The organism is Streptomyces sp. NBC_00454, from assembly GCF_041434015.1.
In the GTDB taxonomy this organism is placed as follows: domain Bacteria; phylum Actinomycetota; class Actinomycetes; order Streptomycetales; family Streptomycetaceae; genus Streptomyces.
The window spans coordinates 86,013-109,044 of sequence record NZ_CP107908.1 but is presented as its reverse complement, the minus strand read 5'-3'; the positions used below and the strand labels follow the sequence as shown (position 1 = coordinate 109,044).

At 67.7% G+C, this 23,032-nt stretch carries 11 protein-coding genes and 2 pseudogenes; 11 read left to right on the top strand and 2 right to left on the bottom strand.

Annotated elements, in window-relative coordinates:
• The first annotated feature begins 14 nt into the window (after positions 1-14).
• The 9 genes and pseudogenes from OHU74_RS36880 (at position 15) to OHU74_RS36840 (ending at position 7,634) form a co-directional block, all read left to right on the top strand.
• Entirely contained in the window at positions 15-452 is a 438-nt protein-coding gene (locus tag OHU74_RS36880; protein ID WP_331721055.1) for a hypothetical protein, read from the top strand.
• Positions 449-2,260 (top strand): alpha/beta hydrolase, encoded by a 1,812-nt coding sequence (locus OHU74_RS36875; protein WP_331721054.1) that lies wholly within the window; start codon positions 449-451, stop codon positions 2,258-2,260. The genes OHU74_RS36880 and OHU74_RS36875 overlap by 4 nt, the downstream gene beginning before the upstream one ends.
• Positions 2,257-2,877, top strand: a complete 621-nt coding sequence (locus tag OHU74_RS36870) for a hypothetical protein (protein WP_371619903.1) — start codon at positions 2,257-2,259, stop codon at positions 2,875-2,877. The genes OHU74_RS36875 and OHU74_RS36870 overlap by 4 nt, the downstream gene beginning before the upstream one ends.
• A 358-nt stretch (positions 2,878-3,235) precedes the next feature.
• Positions 3,236-3,941: pseudogene (locus OHU74_RS36865) on the top strand (Tn3 family transposase).
• A gap of 78 nt (positions 3,942-4,019) precedes the next feature.
• A complete protein-coding gene (locus OHU74_RS36860) occupies positions 4,020-4,436 on the top strand; it encodes a DUF5958 family protein (protein ID WP_371619902.1) in 417 nt (138 codons plus the stop codon).
• A gap of 247 nt (positions 4,437-4,683) precedes the next feature.
• Positions 4,684-5,835, top strand: coding sequence for a hypothetical protein (locus tag OHU74_RS36855; protein WP_331721051.1), 1,152 nt, complete (start codon positions 4,684-4,686; stop codon positions 5,833-5,835).
• 157 nt (positions 5,836-5,992) lie between these two features.
• The gene (locus tag OHU74_RS36850) at positions 5,993-7,060 is read left to right on the top strand and encodes a tyrosine-type recombinase/integrase (protein WP_371619901.1); all 1,068 of its coding nucleotides are present in this window, start codon (positions 5,993-5,995) and stop codon (positions 7,058-7,060) included.
• A 111-nt stretch (positions 7,061-7,171) separates the two neighbouring features.
• The gene (locus tag OHU74_RS36845) at positions 7,172-7,486 is read left to right on the top strand and encodes an SUKH-3 domain-containing protein (RefSeq protein WP_371619900.1); all 315 of its coding nucleotides are present in this window, start codon (positions 7,172-7,174) and stop codon (positions 7,484-7,486) included.
• 13 nt (positions 7,487-7,499) lie between these two features.
• Positions 7,500-7,634, top strand: a complete 135-nt coding sequence (locus tag OHU74_RS36840; RefSeq protein ID WP_331721048.1) for a hypothetical protein — start codon at positions 7,500-7,502, stop codon at positions 7,632-7,634.
• A gap of 137 nt (positions 7,635-7,771) precedes the next feature.
• Here the strand turns inward: OHU74_RS36840 and OHU74_RS36835 are convergent, their stop codons facing one another.
• Together OHU74_RS36835 and OHU74_RS36830 are read right to left on the bottom strand one after the other, a co-directional pair.
• Complete coding sequence (locus OHU74_RS36835; RefSeq protein WP_331721047.1) at positions 7,772-9,505, bottom strand: VCBS repeat-containing protein; 1,734 nt, start codon at positions 9,503-9,505, stop codon at positions 7,772-7,774.
• A gap of 250 nt (positions 9,506-9,755) precedes the next feature.
• Positions 9,756-10,055 (bottom strand): annotated as a pseudogene (locus OHU74_RS36830) (transposase); the annotation flags it as partial.
• A 1,100-nt stretch (positions 10,056-11,155) separates the two neighbouring features.
• Here OHU74_RS36830 and OHU74_RS36825 point away from each other — a divergent pair.
• Both OHU74_RS36825 and OHU74_RS36820 read left to right on the top strand, forming a co-directional pair.
• Positions 11,156-15,562, top strand: a complete 4,407-nt coding sequence (locus OHU74_RS36825; RefSeq protein WP_371619899.1) for an RICIN domain-containing protein — start codon at positions 11,156-11,158, stop codon at positions 15,560-15,562.
• Positions 15,563-15,811: 249 nt separating this feature from the next.
• Positions 15,812-23,032: a polymorphic toxin-type HINT domain-containing protein gene (locus OHU74_RS36820; RefSeq protein WP_331721196.1), complete on the top strand. Its 7,221-nt coding sequence runs from the start codon at positions 15,812-15,814 to the stop codon at positions 23,030-23,032.

Below are 23,032 nucleotides of genomic sequence, written 5' to 3'. Positions count from 1 at the left end.
TAGACGGGGGAGCGGTGTCCTATTCGGAGCGCTGGCAGGAGCTTTTCGGACCGGCCGACGGCGGGCCCGCGTTGAGGTTGGCCTCGGCGGCCCCTGACCCCGGGACCGGCGGGGGCGCGGGCGGGGCCGGAGACCTCGAGCACAGCGGCGGTCCCTGGACGGGCGCCTCCGGTACTGCCGGCGAGCTGCGTACCAGTACCGAGACGAGCCGGTCGGCGCTCGGCCCCGGCCACGAGGGCATCGAGGCGGGAGCCGCCGGTCTCAGCTCCGTCGCGGTCCTCAAGAGCGTGCTGACCTCCTGGGAGGAACGGCTCCAGGCGGTGCGCGACGAGTGCGAGCAGCTCAAGGGAAGCTTGCTGACGGTCGCCAAGGAGATGGGCGAGACGGAGACCGCGATCGAGACGTCCTTCAAGACCGTCGACGGCGGCGGCAAGGCGGACGGGAAGCGATGACCACAACGACGCTCACCTGGCTCCAGCTGCGCGACCTCAAGACCTCCGAGTTCACGGAGGCGGGCGACAAATGGCACGAGGTCTCGGGCCGCTCGGACTCCGACCGCCTACGGGTCGACGGCGCGATGTCCGCGAAGCTCCGCGAGACCCAGAAGAGCGAGTCGGCCGAGGCTGCCCTCGGCCGACTCCAGCGCCTGAGCCGCAACTTCCAGTACCTGCACACCGAGTGCGGACTCGTCCGTACGGCGCTCAACGGGCTCGCCGCCGATCTCGCCGAGCCCCAGAACCAGTTGAAGCAGGCCCTCGCGGACGCCGCCGCCCTGAACTTCACCGTCCACGAGGACGGTTCCGTCAGCTACCCGGCCACCGAGGTCGAGGACCTGGCCGGGGCGAAGAAGGAGGCCCCGGGCAGCAAGGTCCAGGGCAGCTCCCGCCTCCCGCTCGAACCGCCCGTCCTCGGCTCGCAGGGACAGTCGCCGATGTACCCCGGCTTCTCGGGCTTCAAGCCTCTGAACCCGAACGCGGCGAAGGCGCAGGACGTGGCCGACCGGGTCGCCCGGGCCGTACGGTCCGCGCAGGAGATAGACGCCCGGTACGCGAAGACCCTCGGCGCTCTGAAGGCGGAGAAGGGCCTCGACGTCACCGAGGCCACGCTGAAGGACGTCTTCAAGGACACCTCCGACGTCCGCTCCACCGCCGGCAAATACCTCGGCGAAGGGATCCCCGAGGACAAGAGCCCCGCCGAGCGCAAGCAGTGGTGGGACGGCCTGAGCGACGAACAGCGCCGGGAGTACCTGGAGATCGCACCGGACCTGATCGGCGGCCTGGACGGCATCCCGGCGCTCTCCCGCGACGAGGCGAACCGAGCCTACCTGCCGGTCCTCATCGACGACCTGGCGCACCGGGGCGGCGACGACGCCAAGACCAAACTCGACGCCCTCCGCATGATCCAGGACAAACTGCACGAGCCGAGCCGCCCGCCCATGTTCCTTCTGGGCATCGGGGACGAGGGCAACGGACGCGCCATCGTCTCGTACGGCAACCCCGACACCTCCAAGAACGTCTCCGCGTACGTCCCCGGTCTCAGCACCAAGCTCAACGACGAGTTCGTCAAGGAGACGATGAAGCGGGCCCAGGACACGGCCATCGGTGCCCGGCGCTTGGACCCGTCCAGCGCCTCGATCATCTGGCTGGGCTACGACGCCCCGCAGGACGTGGACGTGATGTCGAAGGGCGACGCACAGCGGGGCGCCCCGGTGTACAACGAGTTCATGGCGGGCCTCTCGGCGACGAACGAGAACAAGGACCCCCATGTGACGGCGATCGGGCATTCCTACGGCTCCCTCACTGTGGGTACGGCCGCCAAGGAGTCCGGCGGAATCCCCGGCGTCGACGATGTGATCCTGCTCGGCAGCCCCGGCGTGGACGCGCAGAAGGCGACGGAGCTCGGCGTGGGCAAGGACCACGTGTTCGTCGGCGCCGCCGACAACGACCCGGTCACCCACCTGCCCACGAAGGGCGAGGCAGCGCTCGGCTGGGTGCTGGGAGGCCCGTTGGGGGTTCCGGTCGCACGTGACCTCTTCGACATCGGCAATGACGACGTGTACTTCGGCAAGGACCCGGCGAGCGAGGCCTTCGGGGCACAGCGCTTCCTGGTCGACGACGGCCCCAGAATGATCCGCGACTTCGGAGGGTTCGACGCCCACTCCCAGTACTTCACTCCGAAGAAGGACCAGGTATCGGCGGACAACATCGCCACGATCGTCGCCGGACACCCTGAGAAAATCGTGAGGGAGAAGCATCGATGAGGCCCATCACACGGACCCTGCGCCTGGCCTGTGCGATGGCCGTGGCCGGCGCGCTGCTCGCCGGATGCGGGCAGTCGGGCGGTACCAAGGACGGCACCAGGGACGGCACCAAGGACGGACGAGGAGCAGTGTCAGGCATGGACATGCAGGGAGCGGCGGAGCGCGCCGACGCGATGTTCTACGAGACGGTCGGGGCGATCAAGCCGGAGATCGAATGGGTCCACGACACGACGACGACCGGCAGCTGCGACGTGACTCGCTACTGGACCGTGATGACGGTCGTCTCCCCCGAGCGCCGCGGCAACTTCCTCGGTGTGGTCGAGAATTTCTGGAAGGCCAGCGGCTATCGGATCACGACGGTGAATCCGGACAAGGAGATGCCTGCGATCTACGCCAAGTCCTCGGACGGCTTCGGCATCAGCGTCCTCTTCGGCTACAAGGGGCAGGCCTTCTTCGAAGTCACGAGCCCCTGTGTGGACGAGTCCAAGGTGACGGCGCCGACCAAGGTGGCAAACGGACGCACGTACGAAGCCGGCGCCCCCATCCCCACCCCCAACGTCCACTCCGACTTCTGGTCCGCCGAGACCCCGGCACCCGCCCCCACCCCCTCGTCCTAACCTCAGGTGGGACGAGGGGGTGGGGCTCACCAACGCCCGGCGGGCGTTCCAGATGTTGACCGCCGCCTCGCATGGCCGGGCCCCGGGTTCCACGACCGGCCCGGGTCCCGGGTGAGCTCCCCCCGCGAGGTGAGCTCGGTGTGGGCCGCGTCCAGGACGTCCAGCCGCAGAACCACCAGGGCGCGGCATCCCTGATATCGGGGTATCGCCGAGGTGAGCCCAAAAGGGGCCGTGGGATGATCTTGAATCCGTGAGGGCCCGGCCCGTCACCCGTTCGGCTCAGTGTCGTTGGTGATGTTGTTGTCGTCCCCAGTCCCAGCCGGTGTTCGCGCTCGCCCACCTGCTGGGCTTCGACCTGATGCCCAGGATCAGGAACTGGAAGGGGCATGACCTTCTACCGGCCGTCGAAGCAGACGGAGTACGTGCACATCGACGCCCTGTTCGGCGAGGTGGGCAAGAATGTCATCGACTTCGGCTGATCGAGTCCCAGTTCCGCCACCTGATGCGCGTGGCCGTCTCCGTACGCGAGGGCGCCATCTCCTCATCCACGCTGCTCAAGCGCCTGCGGTCCGGGTCGAAGAAGAACGCCACCTGCCGCCTTCCGCGAAGTCGGCCGCGTCATCCGCACCGTGCAGCTGCTGCGCTACCTCTCGGATGCCCCGCTGCGCCGGCGGGTGACCGCGGCGACGAACAAGGTCGAGTCGTTCAACCGGTTCTCCCAGTGGATCGGGTTCGGCAACCGCGGCGTCATCGCCGACAACGACCCGGTCGAGCAGGAGAAGGCGATGAAATTCAACGCGCTGCTCACAAACGCGGTGATCTTCCACAACGCCCTGGACATCGCGGAGATCGTGCGGCAGCTGCTGGAGGAGGGATGGACCATCGACTCGGAGGACCTGGCCCACATCTCGCCGTACCTGACCGAGCACATCAACCGGTTCGGCGAGTGCTCCACTCACGAGCTCGGCATCCAGCCCGACGCGTACGACCCGACGCTCGACGTCGACTTCACCGCGCTGCGAGAGGGTGGCCTGACCAGCGAAGGCTTCGGTCAGGCCGCCTGATAGGCCAGTCGTACTTCACGATCTGGTTCGATGGCCCACGGGGGGCGACTCGCCTCGGCTGATCGCAGAGGGAGAAAGATGGACGAGCGCACGGTGATGCTGAACATGCTCGCTCAGGGATTGCGTCCGATGGAACGGGGTGTCGAGTGGTTCGAAGCTCTGCCAGCTGAGAACCAATTCGAGGTCTTGCGGGATCTGTGCGGGCACTGCATGCAGGCTCGCGCAATGGAGCAGGACGGGCCCGAGAGCGTGCGACGCTCTGGCCTTCGGCCGACTTACACGCCCGCGGTTTTGATCATGCGTGGGCAGCTGAATGTGCAGCTGGCAAAGATCATTAACCTGCCGCAGGGCGAGCGTGTGAAGGCATTTCGGCTGTTGGTCGCGCTACTGGGGGTGGCGGACGAGCGTCGCCGGGAGCGGTTCTGCGCCGACGGGTGCGGTCACGCATGGCACCAGTTGGCGGGTGGAACCTGTTCGGGAGCGGCCACCGCGTGATCATCAACGGTTGTGCGGACTTCTGAAGATGACTCAGTAGCCACCCGGACACCTAGATCACGAAGTCGCACTGGAGTACTGGACGGTACGCGTACGCCGATCACAGGTGCCAATTGGAGACCGAGGACGAGCCCAGAGCGTCGTTTTCGCTGGCCGTACGTCGCCCGCTGGCCGGGGGTCACGGCCCTGCGCACCGAGACCGTCCCTCGGACGCAGCGGGTGGGACGCGGGCCGCTAGCATCCGGGCATGAAACGAGACCAACCACCGAGGCCGGTCGCCGTAGGCGACGTCGTCGCGGTGTACTCCGAGGCGCTCGGTGCCTGGACCGCCTCGCAGGTCACCGGCCTCGACGCCGCGGCAAAGTGCGCTGCGGTTCTCGAACTGGACTGGTCCGGGCCCGAGCCTGCGGCCGTGGCCGACCTGGGCGATGTGCAGCCACTCCGGCTCACGCACCACAACTGGAGCGGCAAACTCTCCCACTGCAACCACGGGTGGGTCCTCCCGAGAAGCTTCACGGTGATCGGCTCCCTGCCCCCGCTGGTGACCGAACCCTCGTACTCCTATGGCTCGGCATGGGGGCGGGGTGAACAACTGGCCCGGCAGCGGCACTGGGACGGCGGCGACCGCGAGGACTGGCATGCCCCGTATGCGCTGACGTACACAGCCGACGATCTGGCCGCCGAACACACCCGCGGCGTAGTACGGGCGGGCGTCAAACACCTCACCGTCCGCGGGATCACCCGGCTCGACTGCACCGGCCTCGTCGCCGCCTTCCCGGATCTGACCCGCCTGTCGCTGTCCGGAAACCTGGGCACGCTCACCTCGGCAGGAGCGCTGAACCATTTGCCGCAGCTGCAGGCGCTCGCCATCACAGAGCTGTTTGGGATGGACGCGTCCGACTGTCTGCTGCCCCGCCACCTCCCCGAGCTGGAGGAGGTTTCGCTGTACGGCATTCCGGCCGACTACGCGGCCGCGATGCGCAAGGCCTGGCGTCCCCACGTGCGGCACGGAGTGGAGCTCGACGTCCGCGGTGCCCGCAAGCCGGAATGGGTCGCCGCCAACACCGCCAAACCGCTCCGCGACTGGGACGGCAGCGAGCACATACCCCGCGCCGCGTACCGCAAGGCTGTTGCCCAGTACAAGGCCACCCGAGACGCATTCCTCGCCGAAGTCACCGGAGGCGAGCACCACGGCAACATCGCGGAGATCGGACACGCCTTCGGCGTCGCCTTCAACGCGATGGACAGCCGCTCGCGCTTCATCGAGACCGTGGAACGCGAGGACCTGTTCGACGCACTGGACTTTTTGGCGGACGAAGCACAGACAGTTGCCGGGCGCGATCTGTCCGCCGCTCGCGCGGCGCTGATCGAAGGCGTGGACTCCAGCCGCGACTGGTGACCACCGTCCATCCGCCGGCGCTCTGGTCCGCCGCAGTAAATGCCGGATTTACTGCGGCAGACCCCTACGGTGATCACCGCGACCTGCGGCGGGCCATTCCGACCGCCGGGGCGAGGTGTACGCATTTACTGCGGCGGTGCCGGGAAGCGGGGCGAGCGTGCCGATCGAACCAGTGACCGAACTCGGGAGCGAGGGCGCGTTTCGGGTGCCGTGCGCCCGGGTGGTGCCCCCGTCTGCCCCTCGCGCGTCGTACACCGCGGCGGTCGATCGGTACCTCACCGGCGCGGGCATCGCGAAGTCCTCCGCTCGCATCTACCGGATCTCGCTGACGACGTGGGGCTGGATGCTCGCCGGCGAACCGTCGCCGACCGGACCCGCCCGCCGGGGCGCGAAGCCGCCCCTCTTCCCCGTCGCCGCGATCGACGACCCGGCACTGCCGGAGGTACTGGCCGAGCTGGCGGCGGCACGGGCGGACGAGATGGACGCCGACACCGTCAACCGGGAACTGTCCATCGCACGTAAGGCAATCGGCTGGTGGCAGCACCAAGGCTGGATCGAAGGCGATCCCACGATCGGCATCGAGCGGCGGCCGGCACCACCCGACCGCGCCAAGGCCCTCGCGGAGAACCAGATCGCCGCCTTGTGGCGCCTCGACGTCGCGCTGCAGGAGAAGACTCAGTGGAAGATGCTCTACGAGTCCGCCGCACGGGCCGACGAGGTGCTGTGCCTCAACGTGGAAGACCTCTACCCGCAGGACAAGCGGGGCAGGATCACCGCCAAGGGCGGGGAGACCGAGTGGATTCACTGGCAGTCCGGCACCGCACAGCTCCTGCCCCGACTCATCGCCCGCCGGACCCGCGGCCCGCTGTTCCTCACCGACCGCAAGGCCCTGGCCGGAACACCGGCGCTCGACGTGTGCCCGGAGACCGGCCGTGCCCGGCTCTCCTACCGCCGCGCTGAGGAGATCTTCGAGGAGAACACCCGACTGCTGGCCACCCCCCTCGCCTCACCCGAGGACATCGAGGACCTGGACGGCTGGACGCTTCACCGGCTACGGCACAGTGCCCTGACGCACGACGCGGAGGACGGCACCTCGACCCCGATGCTGCTGGCCCGCTCCCGCCACGCATCCGTCCGCTCCCTGGAGCGGTACGCCCGTCCCGGCGTCGACTCGGTCGCCCGACACGTCGCCGAAAGCGACCCCGCCGCCCGCCGCCGCAGGTGAGTCCAAGCGCATCAGGACTTCAAGATCATCCCGTGGCCCCTTTTGGGCTCACCTCGGCGATACCCCAGGTACGCGGCCGAGGGCTTCCCCCTGGAATCGATCCGGACCGCGGTGGACTTCGTACGCGAGTACGGGAACCTGCGGCTGGACATCCCCGGCGATCCGCCGGACGCGGCGGTGTTCACTCCGCACTGGATCTATGAGGAGAGCGGCGAGGACGTGGCCGAATTGGCCGCCAACCTCGGCACAGCCGTATTCCCGGTCGGCTACGACACGTTCGACCGGTCGATGATCCTCATCGACACGACCGGACGCTTCTTCCTCAACCACCACACAGGAAGCTACTTCCTGGAAAGCGACAGGTACGAGGCGCTCAGCAGCTTGCTGCGCGGACCGCTGGAGGAAGCGAGGGGCCATTTCGTCTGACGTGATTCCCGGCGTGGCGACCTCGTTGCTCGACGGCGGCAGCATGCTCGGCCACGCCAACCTCAGCGGGGACGGCGAGCCCCCTCTGCACCCCGCCGTGGGGACCTTCTCCGACACGCTCCCGACAGCGCGGCGCGAACCCGGTTAGTCCCGGAATACCAGTGCGCCCGCCCCGGCAAGGAATGTCGGGACAGGCGCACGAGGTGGGACAGAGTCAGCTGAGTTGGCCGAGTAGGGGCCGAAGGGGAAGCGGAGCGCTAGCCACCGCGTCAGTCCCGGCCCCGTCTAGAGGAGCTGGTTGTAGCCGTTCCAGCCCCAGCCGACGCGGATCCGGTCGCCGAAGGGAGCCTTCGGGTTCCCGGTACCGGGGTAGAGCCAGAGGTCACCGGCGCCGTCGCGGGCCAGGAGGTCCGCGTTGCCGTCGGAGTTGAGGTCGCCCGGGATGGTGAGCTGGTTGTAGGCGTTCCAGCCCCAGCCGGCGCGGATGCGGTCGCCAAAGGGGGCCTTCGGGTTTCCGGTGCCGGGGTACAGCCAGAGGTCACCGGCGCCGTCGCGGGCCAGGAGATCGGGCTTCCCGTCACCGCTCAGGTCGGAGCCGCCGACGAGGGTGTTGTAGCCGTTCCAGCCCCAGCCGATACGGATGCGGTCACCGAACGGAGCCTTCGGGTTTCCGGTACCCGGGTACAGCCAGAAATCGCCCGCGCCGTCACGGGCGAGGAGATCGGCCTTCCCGTCACTGTTCAGATCGCCCGCGCCGGTGAGGGTGTTGTACGTGTTCCAGCCGGCTCCCAGGCGGACACGGTCGGCCAGACCGCCATAGGGGCCGGTGATGCCGCGGTAGTACCAGAGAACGCCGTCGGCGTCCCGGGCGACGAGGTCGCCGGCAGTCTGGTCCGCTTGGAGCGGGGACAGCTTGGTGATGGCGTTGTAGATGCCCCAGCCGGTCCCCATCTGGTAGCGGTCCCGGAAGGGGGTGTCACCCTTGCCGGTGCCGCCGTAATCAAACAGCCCGCCGTTGGCGTCGCGTGCCAGGAGGCGGACGCGGTCGCGGATCGGTGTGCCCTGGATAGCGAAGTTGCCCCTCGTCGGCTGGGGGCTACCGCCGTAGGTGTAGACCTGGTAGAAGGCCCATCCGCCGATCTTCCAGCTTTCCGTGCCGGGTGCGGCGAGGACGCTGTAGGTGATGTCGACATCGCCGGGCGTCACGTCGCAGCCGAGGGAGGACGCCCCAGAGGCGAAGTCGTTCATCCCGCCGTGGCGGACCAGGGTGCACTGAGCGGTGGCGCCGGAGCTGACCTGGGTGACACGGATGTCCACATTGTGATCCCACCAGTTGGGCTGGCCGCCCCCCTGGCCGAAGGACACCGAGAAGCGGCCCTTGTCGACTGCGTGGATGCGCAGGGTCTGCTTCGTGGGAGTACCCGCGGGTATGTCGGGGGTGATGAAGGTGACGGTGTTGCGGGCGACGTGCTCCGCGGTGAGCACGGTGAAGTGGGAAGTCCCGTGGGTGCCGTCGGCCGGTGCGGTGCCCACGGTCTGGGCCTGCCTGACGGCGGCATCCAGGTCCCCGCCGCGGGGATAGTAGACGGCACCGTAGTAGGCAGTGGTCTCGTCCGCAGTGTCGGCGGCGATGTCGACGTGCGGGCCAGGCCGGAAACCGTTGTCGCCGTAGTCGCCGTAGACGCGGCATTTGTAGACGGCGGTGTAGCCGGTGACCGGCGTGCAGTTGCTGGGCTCATCGGTCTTGAAGGTGATCCCGGCGGGCAGCCCGGCTCCGTCTCCGGCCTGGCCGGTGAGGGGCTTGGTGGCGAACGCGTAGATGAGGTAGCCGTCGGCGGTACCCGACCCCCTGCCACCTACCCCGAACTGGGACTGGCCCGGGTTGAGCGTCGGGGCATCACCCAAGGTGAAGCTGTAGGAGCCGTCCGCCGATACCGGAGCAGCGGTGCCCAGAGCAGTGGCGAGCAGCGCGGCGACCCAGCCGCCGGTGGCCGCTATCCGGCCCCATCGTCGTGACATGGAAAAGTCCCCCGTGGTGAAAAGGCGGCATGACGCCGCGGCAGAAGACTCGTGGCGCATCGGCACACGTCCGGCCGGTCTGAAGGCCCGGGGCAGTGGCGCGGGATGATCACGAGTTGGCCGAGTGTAGCCACCGGGAATGAGGTGACTGCACACGGGGCTGGCTGGAACGCGGGTTCCCGCCTGCCCTGTCGCTGGCTAGTGCTGTGACTGGGCTGCCGCCCCGGCGGATGCCTCTTTCGCTGCGGATTCATGCGCGTTCGCGTCGTTGCGCGGCGAGGACATCGGGGTGGCGAGCGTTTTAGTTGCGCCAGCAGAGGTAGGCGTGCAGGGCCCGGTGCTGGACGGTGTGGTTGTGGTGGTTCGAGTTGGCCAGGGTCAACTGCCGTAGCGGTCCGAAGTACGCCTCGATCGGGTTGGCCCATGAGGCGTAGGTCGGGGTGAAGCACAGCTCGACCTTCTTCTGGGCCGCCCACCTGCGGATTCTCCAGTTCAGGTGGGCGGAGAGGTTGTCGAGGATCACGTAGATCGGGGCGCCGTCCGGGCGGGCTCGCTATTCACCGCCCTCAAGGAGTCGTTCCCCCTGGGCAAGGCGTCTTCCCCCGTCACGGGTCGGGCATCCCCCCAGCAGAGCTGCTCTACGAGAGCTGGTCAGTGGGGACGCCTCCGGCCCTGGACCTACTCAGCCGCGTCCGGGGGGCGGGGCTCGTGTTTGTGCCGCGAGATTGAGTCATACGGTGGTCGGGTAGCTTCCCGCCCTCCCTCTCGGACTCAACTTCCTTGCTCTTCGGCAGAATTCATCGGTTGAACTCGGCTTCGCCATTCGCATGCGAAATTCGGCCAGGCTTCAGACTTCCGGGGGGATAACCAGCCATCTTCGTTGCGCCGCTGGCGAGTTCGGTGTGGATCTGGCCGAATCGCGCCCCCGATCGCCACGCGGTGACGACTATGGCGAGTTGCCACCGCCCCACGTCGCCCCCACGCCTTCTGCCGCCGCTTTCGGGACCCCGCATCTGCTGCACCCTCAATTAAAACCATCGAGTTTCCCGATCCAGGAGTGATCGAGATCACCAAGGTGCACCAGTCAACACATCGGTCAAATGGGGCAATCGGAGTACCGGGTTCGTTGACAATTTGATCTTTGCGAAGCGAAAGTGAGGCGGACTTTACCCGGCTCTTATTTCATCAGCGAGGATCTCTGCCTTGAGGCCTTCTATTTCCCCTTCGTGGATACCGAGGCAGGGGCCCTCGCCACGCGAGCGCGCCTTCCAGGCGTGGTGGCGCCCGGTTTCCGGCGTTGCCGCGTTGTCCCTGGGCCTTGGCCTTCTGGCGGCTCCGGCCGCCGCAGCCGCCAGCGGCGATCGCACTTTCGGTCCCGCCGACGCGAGCTGGCCCGCCTCACCACCCAAGACCCGGACTGCGGACGAAACGGCGCTCGACACAGCGCGGGCTCAAGCCAAAAGCACGGGCAAGCCCGTCGGCGTCGGCTTTCTGACCACGGCGACCTCGCAGACCGTCGCCAACCCCGACGGCACTCTCGGCACCGACGCCTCGCCCGTTCCACAACGCCTACGCAAGGCCGATGGCACCTGGCAGGGCATCGACACCACTCTGCGTGCCAACCCTGACGGCACAATCGCCCCGGCTGCCGTGCCGTCAAAGCTGGCGTTCTCCGGCGGCGGTGAGGGTCCGATGGCCACCATGGCCACGGGTGACGGCAAGAAGCTCGCCATCAAGGCGCCGTTCGCGCTCCCCAAGCCCGAGCTCAACGGCGACAGCGCCCTGTACAAGAACGTCCTGCCCGACGTCGACCTGGAGCTGACCGCCACCACGCTCGGCGGCTGGCGCCAGGTCCTGGTGGTGCGCACCGCACAGGCCGCGGCGAACCCCACGGTCAAGAAGCTGCACCTCAACGTGGTGGCCGACGGGCTCACGGTGAACGCCGACGCGGCAGGCAACCTCCGGGCCGCCGACACGGACGGGAAGGCGCGCTTCACCGCCCCCGCCCCGGTGATGTGGGACTCCGCCGCGCAGAAGGCTCCGAGCGGGCTTTCGGCCCGGTCCATGGCCGCCGATGCCGGGACCGCCGATGCCACCCCGGACGCCTCCACCTCCGACGGTCCCGGCGAGGGCGCCACCGTGGCCCAGGTCGCGGCCACCGCCACTAGCGGCGGCATCGACCTGGCCCCTGACACGCAGGCTCTCGGCAAGGGCACCGGTCCTTGGTTCATCGACCCGGGCTGGAACCCGACCACGGACGGTGGCATGGAGGCCTGGGCGCAGGTCCAGGAGGCCTACCCGACCACCAACGAATACAACGGCACGCAGTACGGGCAGGACACCCCGGCCGCGGGCTACTGCGGCTATATCAGCGGCAATCCCCCGTGCACCATCGAGGGGCGCAGCCGTGCCTACTTCCAGGTGGGCATCCCGCGTTTCCTGCACGACCAGTCCGCGGTGGTGCTCGAAGCACGGCTGAAGGCGACGATCGTCAGTTCCGCCAGCCCGTCCACCAGCACCCCGATGAGCCTGTACGACACGGGCACCATCAGCGACCCGACCAGTTGGAACCGCCAGCCGTGCGGTACCGGTTCTGTCATGGCCGGCTGCCGGAACATCGGCACGGTGTGGTGGTCGGGTACCGGCGAGATCGACTACGGCGTACGCGACACCATCAAGACGGCCGTCGCCAACGGCTGGTCCAACTTCACCTTCGGCTTCGCCCCCGACGACGAGTTCAACAAGTACTACCGCCAGCGCTTCAGCGCCAAGAGCGGCCAGGCCCCGCACCTCGTCGTCACGTACGACATCAAGCCCAAGGTGACCAACCTCCGCACGGGGCCGACGCCCGGGTTCGCGAGCACCAACAGCTACGCGCCCTGCAGCCCGTGGAACACCGCAGGCTGGCTCGGAGCCAACACCAACACCGCACTCACGGTGAATGCCGACTCGCCCACCGGCCAGACCCTCAACACCAATTTCAAGCTCTGGGACAACGACAACGGCAACAGCACCTCGAACTTCGCGACCGGCTGGGTGGCCAGCGGAGACGTCACGGTCACTTCCGGCGCCCTGACCGACGGCCACCGCTACGGCTGGCAGGCCCAGACCACGGACGACACGCTCGCCAGCGACCCCAGCACCCCCTGCTACTTCCAGGTCGACCGCACACCGCCCACCGCCGCGGTCGTGTCCACCGACTTCCCGGCTTCGGGCACGCTCAACGCCAAGCCGGTCAAGTACGTCGGCGAGGCGGGAACGTTCACCCTCACCGGGACCGATCCCGCTCCCGTCGGTGGCGGCCGCTCCTCGGGGCTGGCCTGTGCCCGCTGGACCACCGACCCTGTCAAGGCCGCGGCGACGGGCTGGAAGTGCACCGACACCACGGCTGGCATCGTCAAGCTGGCCAATGGCACGGCTGACATCCAGGTCACGCCCGCGCAGTGGGGCACGAACTTCGTCTACCTGCAGACGCAGGACGACGCGGGCAACCTGTCCCAGCCCGCCGTGTACAGCTACTACGCACCGTCCAACCCGAACAACCCCACCAAGCCCGTCTTCGGTGACGTCAGCGGCGACAATGTCCCGGACGCCCTGCTGCCCGACTCCGCAGGCGATCTGCGCCGGATCAGCGGCGGCACCGACCCCAACACCGCACCCAACGCGCCCTTCGCGACGGCCGACGACACCGACCCCCGGGCCGGCTTCAAATCGTCTCCGACCGGGAACGGCTGGACGAACACCCAGACCACCCACCGGGGCAGCCTCGGCTACAAGAACGTCGACGACCTGATCGCCCACCAGCCCGGCGACACCAAGCTCTACCTCTACCCCAACGATCCCAAGAGCGGACGTTTTGACGGTCAAGGCCGCCTCGAGGTGAGGAAGCCCACCGACTGCGTCATGTCGGACGGTTCCACCAGCGTGCCCTGCTCCGAGTACGGCTACGGATCCGACTGGTCGAAGGTCACCCAGATCGCGGCCTTCGGCGCCCCTCTGGAGGGCGACTCCGCCATCCCGGCCGGCACTGGCCAGTACGCCCTCCACCGCTCCACCCTCCTTTACGTGGAGAACGGGCGGCTGTGGCTGGGCCTGGCAGGTCCGACCAACCAGGTCGACTCCCAGGCGATCCTGCTCTCGGCAAACGACCAGCAGTGGGACGGCTACGAGCTGATCACCCCGGGCCGCGCCAAGAGCACCGACCTGCCGACGCTGTGGGCCCGCTCGAAGTCCGACGGGGCCATCCGTGTCCTTCCCGTCAAGGGAACACCCGAGGCTCCCGACCTGAGCGCGTTCGCGAATCCCGCCCAGGGAGCCGTCCTGGCAACCATTGATCCCGCGCGCTTCCCGCGCGTCGGCTCCGACGGCGACCTCACCGGCGACGGCATCCCGGACCTGTGGGCCGTTGACACCAACCAGCAGCTCGTCTCCTGGAAGGGCATCGGCACCGCACCCACCGCGCAGGTGCCCCACCCCGACGTCACCGGCCTCGCCGCGACCACCACACCCCAGGGCAACCTGAACAGGCCCATCGCGGGATGGGACCTGACCGGCCAGACCGCTGACGGCACCGTGGCCAGCAACACCGGCTCCTACCCGGCAACCGCGGCCAACCTCACCTGGCCGACGGGCACCATCGACGGACGCCGCACCAGCTTCGCCGCGTTCAGCGGCCCCTCGTCGACCCTCACGGCCTCCGCCTCAGTGATCGACACCCGCAACAGCTTCACCATCAGCACCTGGGCAAAGGCCTCGGGTGCAGGCGGCGTCATCGTCAGCCAGGACAACACCAGCACCCAGCGCAGCGACTTCCTCCTCTACCCCGACCCCGACGGCAGCACCTGGCGCTTCGCCCTCACCAACCCGACCAAGCCCACGTCCGGCTGGCAGTACGACAACACGGACACCATCAACGCCCAGGCTCGCATCAACCCCAACGTCTGGACACGACTCACCGCCGTCTACAACGCGACCACCGGGCGGATGAGCCTGTATGCGAACGGCGTGCTGGTGGGCTCCGGGCAGCACAGCAAGACCAACAGCCCCGCACCGAGCGGCCCCCTCGTCTTCGGCCGCTTCCAGGCCAAGGGTGCGCCGAGCCCCATGGGGCAGGGCCTTTACGGAGGCGTCAGCAACCTCGCCGTCTACCCGTACGCGGCTTCCATCACCGCCCCCGACGCGGCCGGCCCCGTCACCGTCACCAGCGCTGCCACCACGTGCATCGACACCGACAACGGTCAGACCGCCGACAGCACCAAGATCCAGATCTACACCTGCAACCAGACCGCCGCGCAGCAGATCACCTCGCGTGACGACGGCACCCTGCGCATCCAGGGCAAGTGCGTAGAGGCGACCAACAGCGGCACGGCCAACGGGACCCTCATTCAGCTCATGACCTGTAAGGGCACCCCGAACCAGCAGTGGCAGGTCCGCGCCGACGGCGGATACCTCAACATCAACGCCCAGCGCTGCCTGGACCGCAACAACAACACCCTCGCCAATAAGACCCAGCTCCAGCTGTGGGACTGCGCGGACATCGACGCCCAGCGCTGGACCACCACCAGCCTCGGCACCGCCGCCCTGCCCGCTCCCGCCCCGCTGCCCGACAACGGCAAGGCACCCACGCTGCCGGCCGGTGGTCTGATCCACAACGTGGGCAGCCGCTCCTGCCTGGAGATCAACAACTCCAGCCCCGACAACGGCGCGGTGGCCCAGCAGTGGGCCTGCCTCGGCCAGGCCGGAGCCCAGTGGCAATTCCGGCCCACGACGACCGAGGGCGTCTACGAGATCGTCAACGCCAACAGCGGAAAGTGCCTGGAGATCAACAACTCCAGCCCCGACAACGGCGCCCGCGCCCAGCAGTGGACCTGTGGGGGTATCGCGACCCAGCGCTGGACCCTTCAGTCCATCGGCACCACGGGCAACCTGAACATCACCAACGTCAACAGCGGCAAGACCCTGGAGATCGAGAACTCCAGCAAGATCGACGGCGCCCCCGCGCAGCAGTGGACGCACGTCGCCAACCCCAACCACCCGCCCCAGAGCTGGTACCTGTAACCAGCGCTGCTGCCGACTGCCCCTCTCGTGATGAGGGGGACGGTCGGCGGTCGATGTACCCAAGCTGTGGCCAAGAGGGCCTGAATCCGATGGATCAGGCCCTTTCGGGCTGGGCCCAGTCTTTTAAGGGTCGCCTGATCCGGACTCAGCCAGATCCGGTTCTTCTCATTCCTTTCCTGTGGGGGGATTTTGTTGTCTCGTCAGGGTGGTCTGTCTTTGCGCGTACGCGCGAAGAGACCACGTGTAGCGATGATCGCCGTGCTCGCGGTGCTCATCTCCGGCCTGGGCTTGCCCGCGGCCGAAGCGGCGGCCAAGCCGCCGAAGGTGTGGGTGCCGCCGCAGACGGCGCTACCCCAGACCAAGCCCGTCAAGGGCTCGAACTCCAAGCCGGTCAACGCCAAGGCTCCGGCCGGCAAGCCGTGGAACCCGGACGCGAAGGCAAAGGCTCCGACCGGCGCCGCGACCGTTCCGCTCGGCTCGGCCGGTGAATCGAAAGCCAGCTCCGCCACCAAGCCCGTCAAGGCAGGCGAGCTTCCGGTCTGGCTCTCCGCACGCTCCGGTTCGAAGCCTTCCGCGAAGCTCTCCGAGCTCGCCACCGCGCCTGCTGCCGGTGCTGGTGGACCCGGCGAGGGCTCGCTGCGGGTAGAGGTCAAGGACGAGGCCAAGACGCGTGCGGCCGGTGTCGACGGTGCGCTCGTCGCCCTGACGGACGCCGTGGGTACGGCTGTCTCGGGCAAGGTCGAGGTCGGTTTCGACGTCTCGGCATGGTCGAAGACGACCGGTGCGAACTGGGGGGACCGTGCGCGTGTGGTGCGGCTTCCCGACTGTGCGCTGACGACCCCCGGCGCCGAGGGCTGCACGACTCGTACCCCGGTCGCTTCCCACCGGGACGCGTCGGGCCGCCTGGTCGCGGAGGTCGACGTCCCCAAGGCGACGGCGCCCCTGAACACCAAGGCATTGAAGTCGGCTTCGCCTTCCTCCGTGTCCCCGATGTCTTCCGGAGTGCTGGCGCCACAGGCGATGGCGCTCGCGGTGGAGCCGGGTCCGTCGGGTGCGAGCGGTGACTACACTGCGACCCCGCTGGCGCCTTCCGCCTCGTGGCAGTCCGGGGCGAACGCCGCGAACTTCACGTACGGCTACACGGTGGAGGTTCCCTCTTCCATCGCCGGCCCGGGGCCGAGTGTGGGCCTGGGCTACGACTCTTCCTCGATCGATGGTCGTACGGCGTCGACGAATGCGCAGGCGTCCGGTTTCGGTGAGGGCTGGGACTGGAGCCCCGGCTCGATCTCGCGCTCGTACAAGGGCTGCAAGGACGCGGGGATCGCGGAGTCCGGTGACGAGTGTTGGGCGGGCGACATCCTGTCCCTGAGCCTGGCGGGTCACGCGGGTCAGATCGTCCGTGACGACACGACGTGTGTCTATCACCTTCAGGGTGAGGACGGGACGAAGATCGAGCGTCTGACCGGGCAGCGGAATGCTGCTTGGAAGGGTGAGGGTTTCAAGGTCACCACGACCGATGGCACCCAGTACTACTTCGGCGCTAACCGCCTGCCCGGCGGTGACGGCACCGACCCGGAAGCGAAGTCGGTTTCGACGGTTCCGGTGTACTTCAACAGTGGTCAGGACAAGTGCCTGGGCGCGGAGACTCCCGCGAACGGTTCGTGGCAGCAGCTGGGTTGGCAGTGGAACCTCGACTACGTCGTGGACCCGCACCAGAACCTGGTGACCTACCGCTACGAGCAGGAGGACAACTTCTACGGGCGTGGCGGCGGCCAGAACAACGGCACCGGCACGAACACGAAGTACCAGCGCGGTAGCTACCCGACCTGGATCGGCTACGGCCAGCGCCTGCCCGACCAGATCGCCGCGAAGGGCACGGTCAAGCCGGCCGCCCAGATCACGATCACCAACGCCGAGCGCTGTGTCGTGATCGGGACCGTCACCTGCACGGACCCCGCTCAGCGGATCAAGGCGAACGCCAAGTCCTGGCCCGACACCCCCATCGACCAGGAGTGTCCGGCTACCGGTCAGTGCCTGAACCTGTCGCCGACGTTCTTCACGACGAAGAAGTTCCCGCAGATCTACACCGAGGTGTGGACGGGCACCGACTACCGCCGGGTCGACACCTACGACCTGAAGCAGTCGTTCCAGGACCCGGGTGACGGTACCTCCCCGACCCTGTGGATCGACTCGATCCAGCGCACCGGCTCCAACAACAAGACCGCGATCAAGCTCCCCGAGGTCTTCTTCCAGGCGGTGCAGATCCCCAACCGCGTGGACGGTGTCGTCAAGCGTCCCGACGGCACGGAGGCTTCCGCCCCCAGCTACCGGCGTCCGCGGATCCAGACGATCACCACCGAGACCGGCGGCCAGATCAACGTCGCCTACAAGGCCCCCGAGTGCTCGCGACTCGCGGGCACGATGCCGTCCTCCGAAGACGGCAACACAATGGCCTGCATGCCGGTCAAGTGGTACCTGCCCGGCCAGTCTTACCCTGACCCGGTCAACGACTGGTTCAACAAGGTGGTCGTCCAGTCGGTCACCCAGCAGGACAAGGTCGGCGGCCAGGTCTCCACGGTCACCGACTACGAGTACGGTGGCGGTATCGCCTGGCACCGCAACGACTCGGAGTTCACCGACCCCAAGACCCGTACCTGGGACCAGTTCCGCGGCTTCGCCACGGTGACGACCCGCACCGGTAACGGCAACGCGAGCGAGGCCCCGCGGACCAAGAGCGTCACGACATACCTGCGCGGTATGGACGGCGACGTCCTGGCCAACGGTTCCACGCGCAGCGTGAACGTCTCCGATGCGCAGGGCGGCAGCATCAAGGACGAGGAGGTCCTGTCCGGGTTCGTCCGCCAGAGCGAAACCTACGACCGTGACGGCGGAGCCGTCGTCTCGGACGAGGTCACCACGCCGTGGGTCGGCCCGGTCACCGCGACCCGCAACCAGTCCGCCGGCATGCCCGCCATCACCGCCCGCGCGGTGAACACCGCGAAGGTCACCAGCCGCGCGAAGCTCGCCAACGGCACGTGGCGCACCGGCGAGCGGTCGTCGACGTATGACACCACGCTCACGACGCGCCCCCTCCAGGTCGACGACAACAGCGACATCTCCCGCACCGACCAGCGTCTGTGCACCACCTTCGAGTACCCAACCGGACCCGGCGGTGCCGTCACTGAGCTCGCCTCCCGCACCCTGGTCATCTCCGGTGTCTGCGGTCAGACCCCGACCGCCGCGAACACCGTCGGCGACACCCGCTCGTACTTCGACGGGCTCGCCTACGGCAAGGTCGGAGCGACGGCCGACGGCACGGGCACGGAGGTCCTGGAGAAGTACGACGGCACCGGCAAGCCGGTCTACCGTCTCAACTCCACGTCCACGTACGACGCCTACGGCCGTGTCACCAGCAACACCAACAAGGTCCGAACGGATGCCACCCATCCGGGCGGCGCGGTCACCACGACCGAGTACACCCCGGCCACCGGCGTCCTGCCCAGCTCTGTCACGCACACAAACCCGCTGGGCTGGAAGTCGACGACCACCCTCGACATCGGCCGTTCGCAGCCGCTGAAGACCACCGACGAGAACAGCCACGTCGCCGAGCGCGCGTATGACGCGCTGGGTCGGGTCGTGTCGATCTGGCAGCCCGGTCAGGACTCCACAAAGGACCTCCCGGTCCGCAAGTACTCGTACTCGATGAACGGTACTAACGCGCCGTCCGCCGTTCTGAGCCAGGCGCTCATGAACAACGGCTCCTATACGTCCTCGTACTCGATCTACGACGGTCTCGGCCGGGTCCGCCAGACCCAGGCCAGCACCCCCTCGGGTGTAGCCGGCCGGATGATCACGGACGCGCTGTTCGACTCCCACGGCTGGCAGACCAAGACCAGCGCCGCCTACTACACGGACCAGGACTCACCGTCCGCGGCGCTGTTCCTGCCCAACGGCGGTGTCCAGCCCGACAGCAAGATCCCGGCTCAAACCGTCCAGGTCTTCGACGGCCTCGGCCGCACGATGGCATCGATCTTCCAGTCGTTCGGCGTGGAGCAGTCCCGCTCCACGACCCAGTACCCCGGCGCGGACGAGACCCGCACCACCCCGCCGGCCGGCGGCTTCGCCACGGCGACCGTCACCAACGGCCTCACCTCCGTCCTGCGCCAGTACAAGACCAACACACCCACCGGCGTCTACGACGAGACGACCTACGTCTCCAACACCCAGGGCCAGGAGCTGTCGCGCAAGGACTCCGCCGGCAACGAGTGGACCTTCACCTACGACCTCCTCGGCCGTCCGGTGAAGACCACCGACCCCGACGCGGGCACCAGCACCACGGTCTACGACGAGAGCAAGAACCTCGTCACCGCCACGGACGCCCGCGGCAAGAGCGCCACCACGGTCGCTGACCTTCTCGGCCGCACCATCGCGACGTATGAAGGCACTGCGGTAGACCCGGCCAAGCAGGTCGGCGCCTTCACCTACGATGCCAAGGCACTCGGCAAGCCCGATGCCACCACCCGCTATGTGGGCGGCAATACGGGCAGCGCCTACGTCTCCGAGGTAACCGGCTACGACGGCGGCTATCGCCCCCTCGGCACCAAGGTCACCATCCCGGCAGCCGAAAAGGAACTGGCCGGCACCTACCAGACGACCAATAAGTACGATGCCTACGGGCAGTTGATGACGACTGCCCTGCCGGGCATCCCCAAGGCAGGCCTCGGCGTCGAGACGCTCACGTTCGGCAGCGATATCGCCGGCAACTTCACCTCGCTCGACGGCAAGATCGGTCTCACCCGGACCCCGTACGTCGTGGACATGCGCTACGACCCTTACTCCCGGCCGATCCGCACCACAGTCGGCAACACCGGAGCGCAGATCGTCTCCACGACCGACTACGACGCCGGCAGTGGCCGTCCGGTCCGCTCCATCCTGGACGCACAGACCGGTGCCGCCGCGAGCGTCGATGTCGTGGACTACACCTACAACCAGGTCGGCCAGCTGACCTCGATCGGTGACACCCAGAACGGCACGGCCCGTGACCTGCAGTGCTTCACCCACGACTACCTCGGGCGGCTGACCCAGGCCTGGACCGACACCGGCACCCAGACCACCGCCCCCCAGCCCAGCGTCCGCGGCATCGGAAGCTGCACCAACGCCACCGGACCCGCCGTCGACGGCACGGGCAAGCCCAGCGTGGGCGGCCCGGCCCCGTACTGGCAGCAGTACACCTACGACAACCTCGGCAACCGCAAGAAGTTGGTCAAGAAGGACGTCACCGGCAACGCGGCCAAGGACACGACGGTCACCCAGACCTTCGGCACCGGCCCCAACGCCCCGTCCTCCGACCCGAAGACGGGCGGCGGCACGGGCGGCCCGCACGCGCTGATGACCTCCACGGAAACCAGCACCGCGGGCACCAAGGTCACCTCCTACACCTACGACGCGAGCGGCAACACCGCCGGCATCACCACCACCGCCGGTACCAAGGCCCTGACCTGGAACGGCCAGGGCAAGCTCGACAAGATCGTCGGCACCGGCGAGAGCGCCGGCACCAGCTACCTCTACGACACCGGCGGCAACCAGCTCATCCGCCGCGACCCCACCAGCACCACCCTCAACCTCGGCACCGACCAGATCACCCTGGACACCGCCAGCGGCAAGGTCTCCAACGCCCGCACCTACGCCGCCCCCGGCGGCCTCTCCATCACCCGCACCACCACGGCAGGTGCGTCCACGCTCACCTACCAGAGCGCGGACCACCACGGCACCGGCGGAGTCCAGTTCAACGCCACCAACCTCACCAACGTCCGCCGCGCATCCGACCCCTTCGGCAACGAACGCGGCACCCAGCCCGCCCCCGGCACCTGGGCCAGCGACAAGGGATTCGTCGGCGGCACCAAGGAGAAGGCCACCGGCCTCACTCTCCTCGGCGCCCGCGAATACGACCCCACCACAGGCCGCTTCATCAGCCCCGACCCGATCATCGACGCGGGCGACCCACAGCAGTGGAACGCCTACGCCTACTCCAACAACAGCCCGATCAACGCCTCCGACCCGTCGGGGCTGAAACTGGACGACTGCACGTCTGCTGCCGCTTGCGAGAAGGCAGCGATCTCTCAGGGCGTCAACCCAGCCAGCATCTCGAAGGGCGAGACACAGACGACCGCCCAAACGGATGTCGACAAAGCCAACAAGAAGGTCGACGACGCCAAGAAGAAGCGCGACCATCTCATCGATGAGGTCGTCGACATGGTCGGCGACCTCATCGGATACAACGACGCCCGTGACTGCTTCACCAAGGGCGACGTCATGGCCTGCATCAACACGGCCCTGAACTTCGTCCCCTGGGGCAAACTCTTCAAGGCCGTCAAAATCGGCATCAAGGCCTTCAAGATCTACAAAGAAGTAAACAAGGCCTACGACGCCATCCACGAAGCCGAACGCGGAGCTGCGAAAGCCGCGGAGGCCTACAGCACCGCCAAGAAAGCAATAAAGGAAGCCCGCGCCGCCGAAGAAAAGGCAGCCAAGTCCGCATCAGAGAAAGCCGCCAAGGAATCCGCCAGCGACAGCGCGGGAACCGAGGCCAAAGCCGCAGCAGACGAAGCCGACGCAGCGAAGACCGGCGGCGGAGGCGACGCCCCCGACGCTGTGACCGGATGTAACAGCTTCCCCACAGGCGTCCAGGTCCTGATGGCCGACGGCACGGCCAAGTCCATCGAGGACGTCAAGGACGGCGACGTGGTCATGGCCACCGACCCGCAGACCGGCGAAACCCGCCCCAAGACCGTCACCACCACCATCACCACCCCCGACGACAAGGACTTCACCGACCTCACCCTCACCGACGAGGCAGCCCCCCGCGGCCCGCCCGCAAAGATCACCTCCACCTACCACCACCCCTACTGGAGCGAAACCCGCCACCAGTGGGTCGACGCCGGCGAACTCACCACCGGCGAACAACTCCGCCAGCCCAACGGCACCACCCTCACGGTCACGGCAACACACAACTACCCCTACGCCGTCACCACCCACAACCTCACCGTCGACGACTTCCACACGTACTATGTGCTGGCGGGGGCTACACCAGTACTCGTTCACAATTGTGAGCTCAGCTACGGTGAAGCCTCAGAGAAGGCGAACCAGGCACTGTCCGACGAGCTCGACAAAATGCATTCAACAATGTCTCGTTCCAAGATTCGCGAATTCGCAATGGGGTCTGCCGCTGTCGACCGGAAAACCGGGAACGTAGCAGTCGGCATGAAGAAGACCGGGGACGGGGCCTTCTGCGCGGAGGATATTTGCCGAGCTGATCTTGTCGCCAGAGGTGCGAAGCCGGAAGACATTGTCTATAGCGTGCCGCTTCGACCGTTGAAGCGCACTCCTGCTCCTGTGTGTCAGCGCTGCGAAAGTCGAACCACTCGCGATCAGTTCGCGCCTGGAACTACATGGGAGAGTGATCTGGGGTGA

Excerpts from the sequence above, each read along its gene's own strand:
- OHU74_RS36835 (WP_331721047.1), bottom strand. The coding sequence starts at position 9,505 with ATGTCACGACGATGGGGCCGGATAGCGGCCACCGGCGGCTGGGTCGCC.
- OHU74_RS36860 (WP_371619902.1), top strand. The coding sequence starts at position 4,020 with ATGGACGAGCGCACGGTGATGCTGAACATGCTCGCTCAGGGATTGCGT.
- OHU74_RS36870 (WP_371619903.1), top strand. The coding sequence starts at position 2,257 with ATGAGGCCCATCACACGGACCCTGCGCCTGGCCTGTGCGATGGCCGTG.
- OHU74_RS36820 (WP_331721196.1), top strand. The coding sequence starts at position 15,812 with ATGATCGCCGTGCTCGCGGTGCTCATCTCCGGCCTGGGCTTGCCCGCG.
- OHU74_RS36855 (WP_331721051.1), top strand. The coding sequence starts at position 4,684 with ATGAAACGAGACCAACCACCGAGGCCGGTCGCCGTAGGCGACGTCGTC.
- OHU74_RS36875 (WP_331721054.1), top strand. The coding sequence starts at position 449 with ATGACCACAACGACGCTCACCTGGCTCCAGCTGCGCGACCTCAAGACC.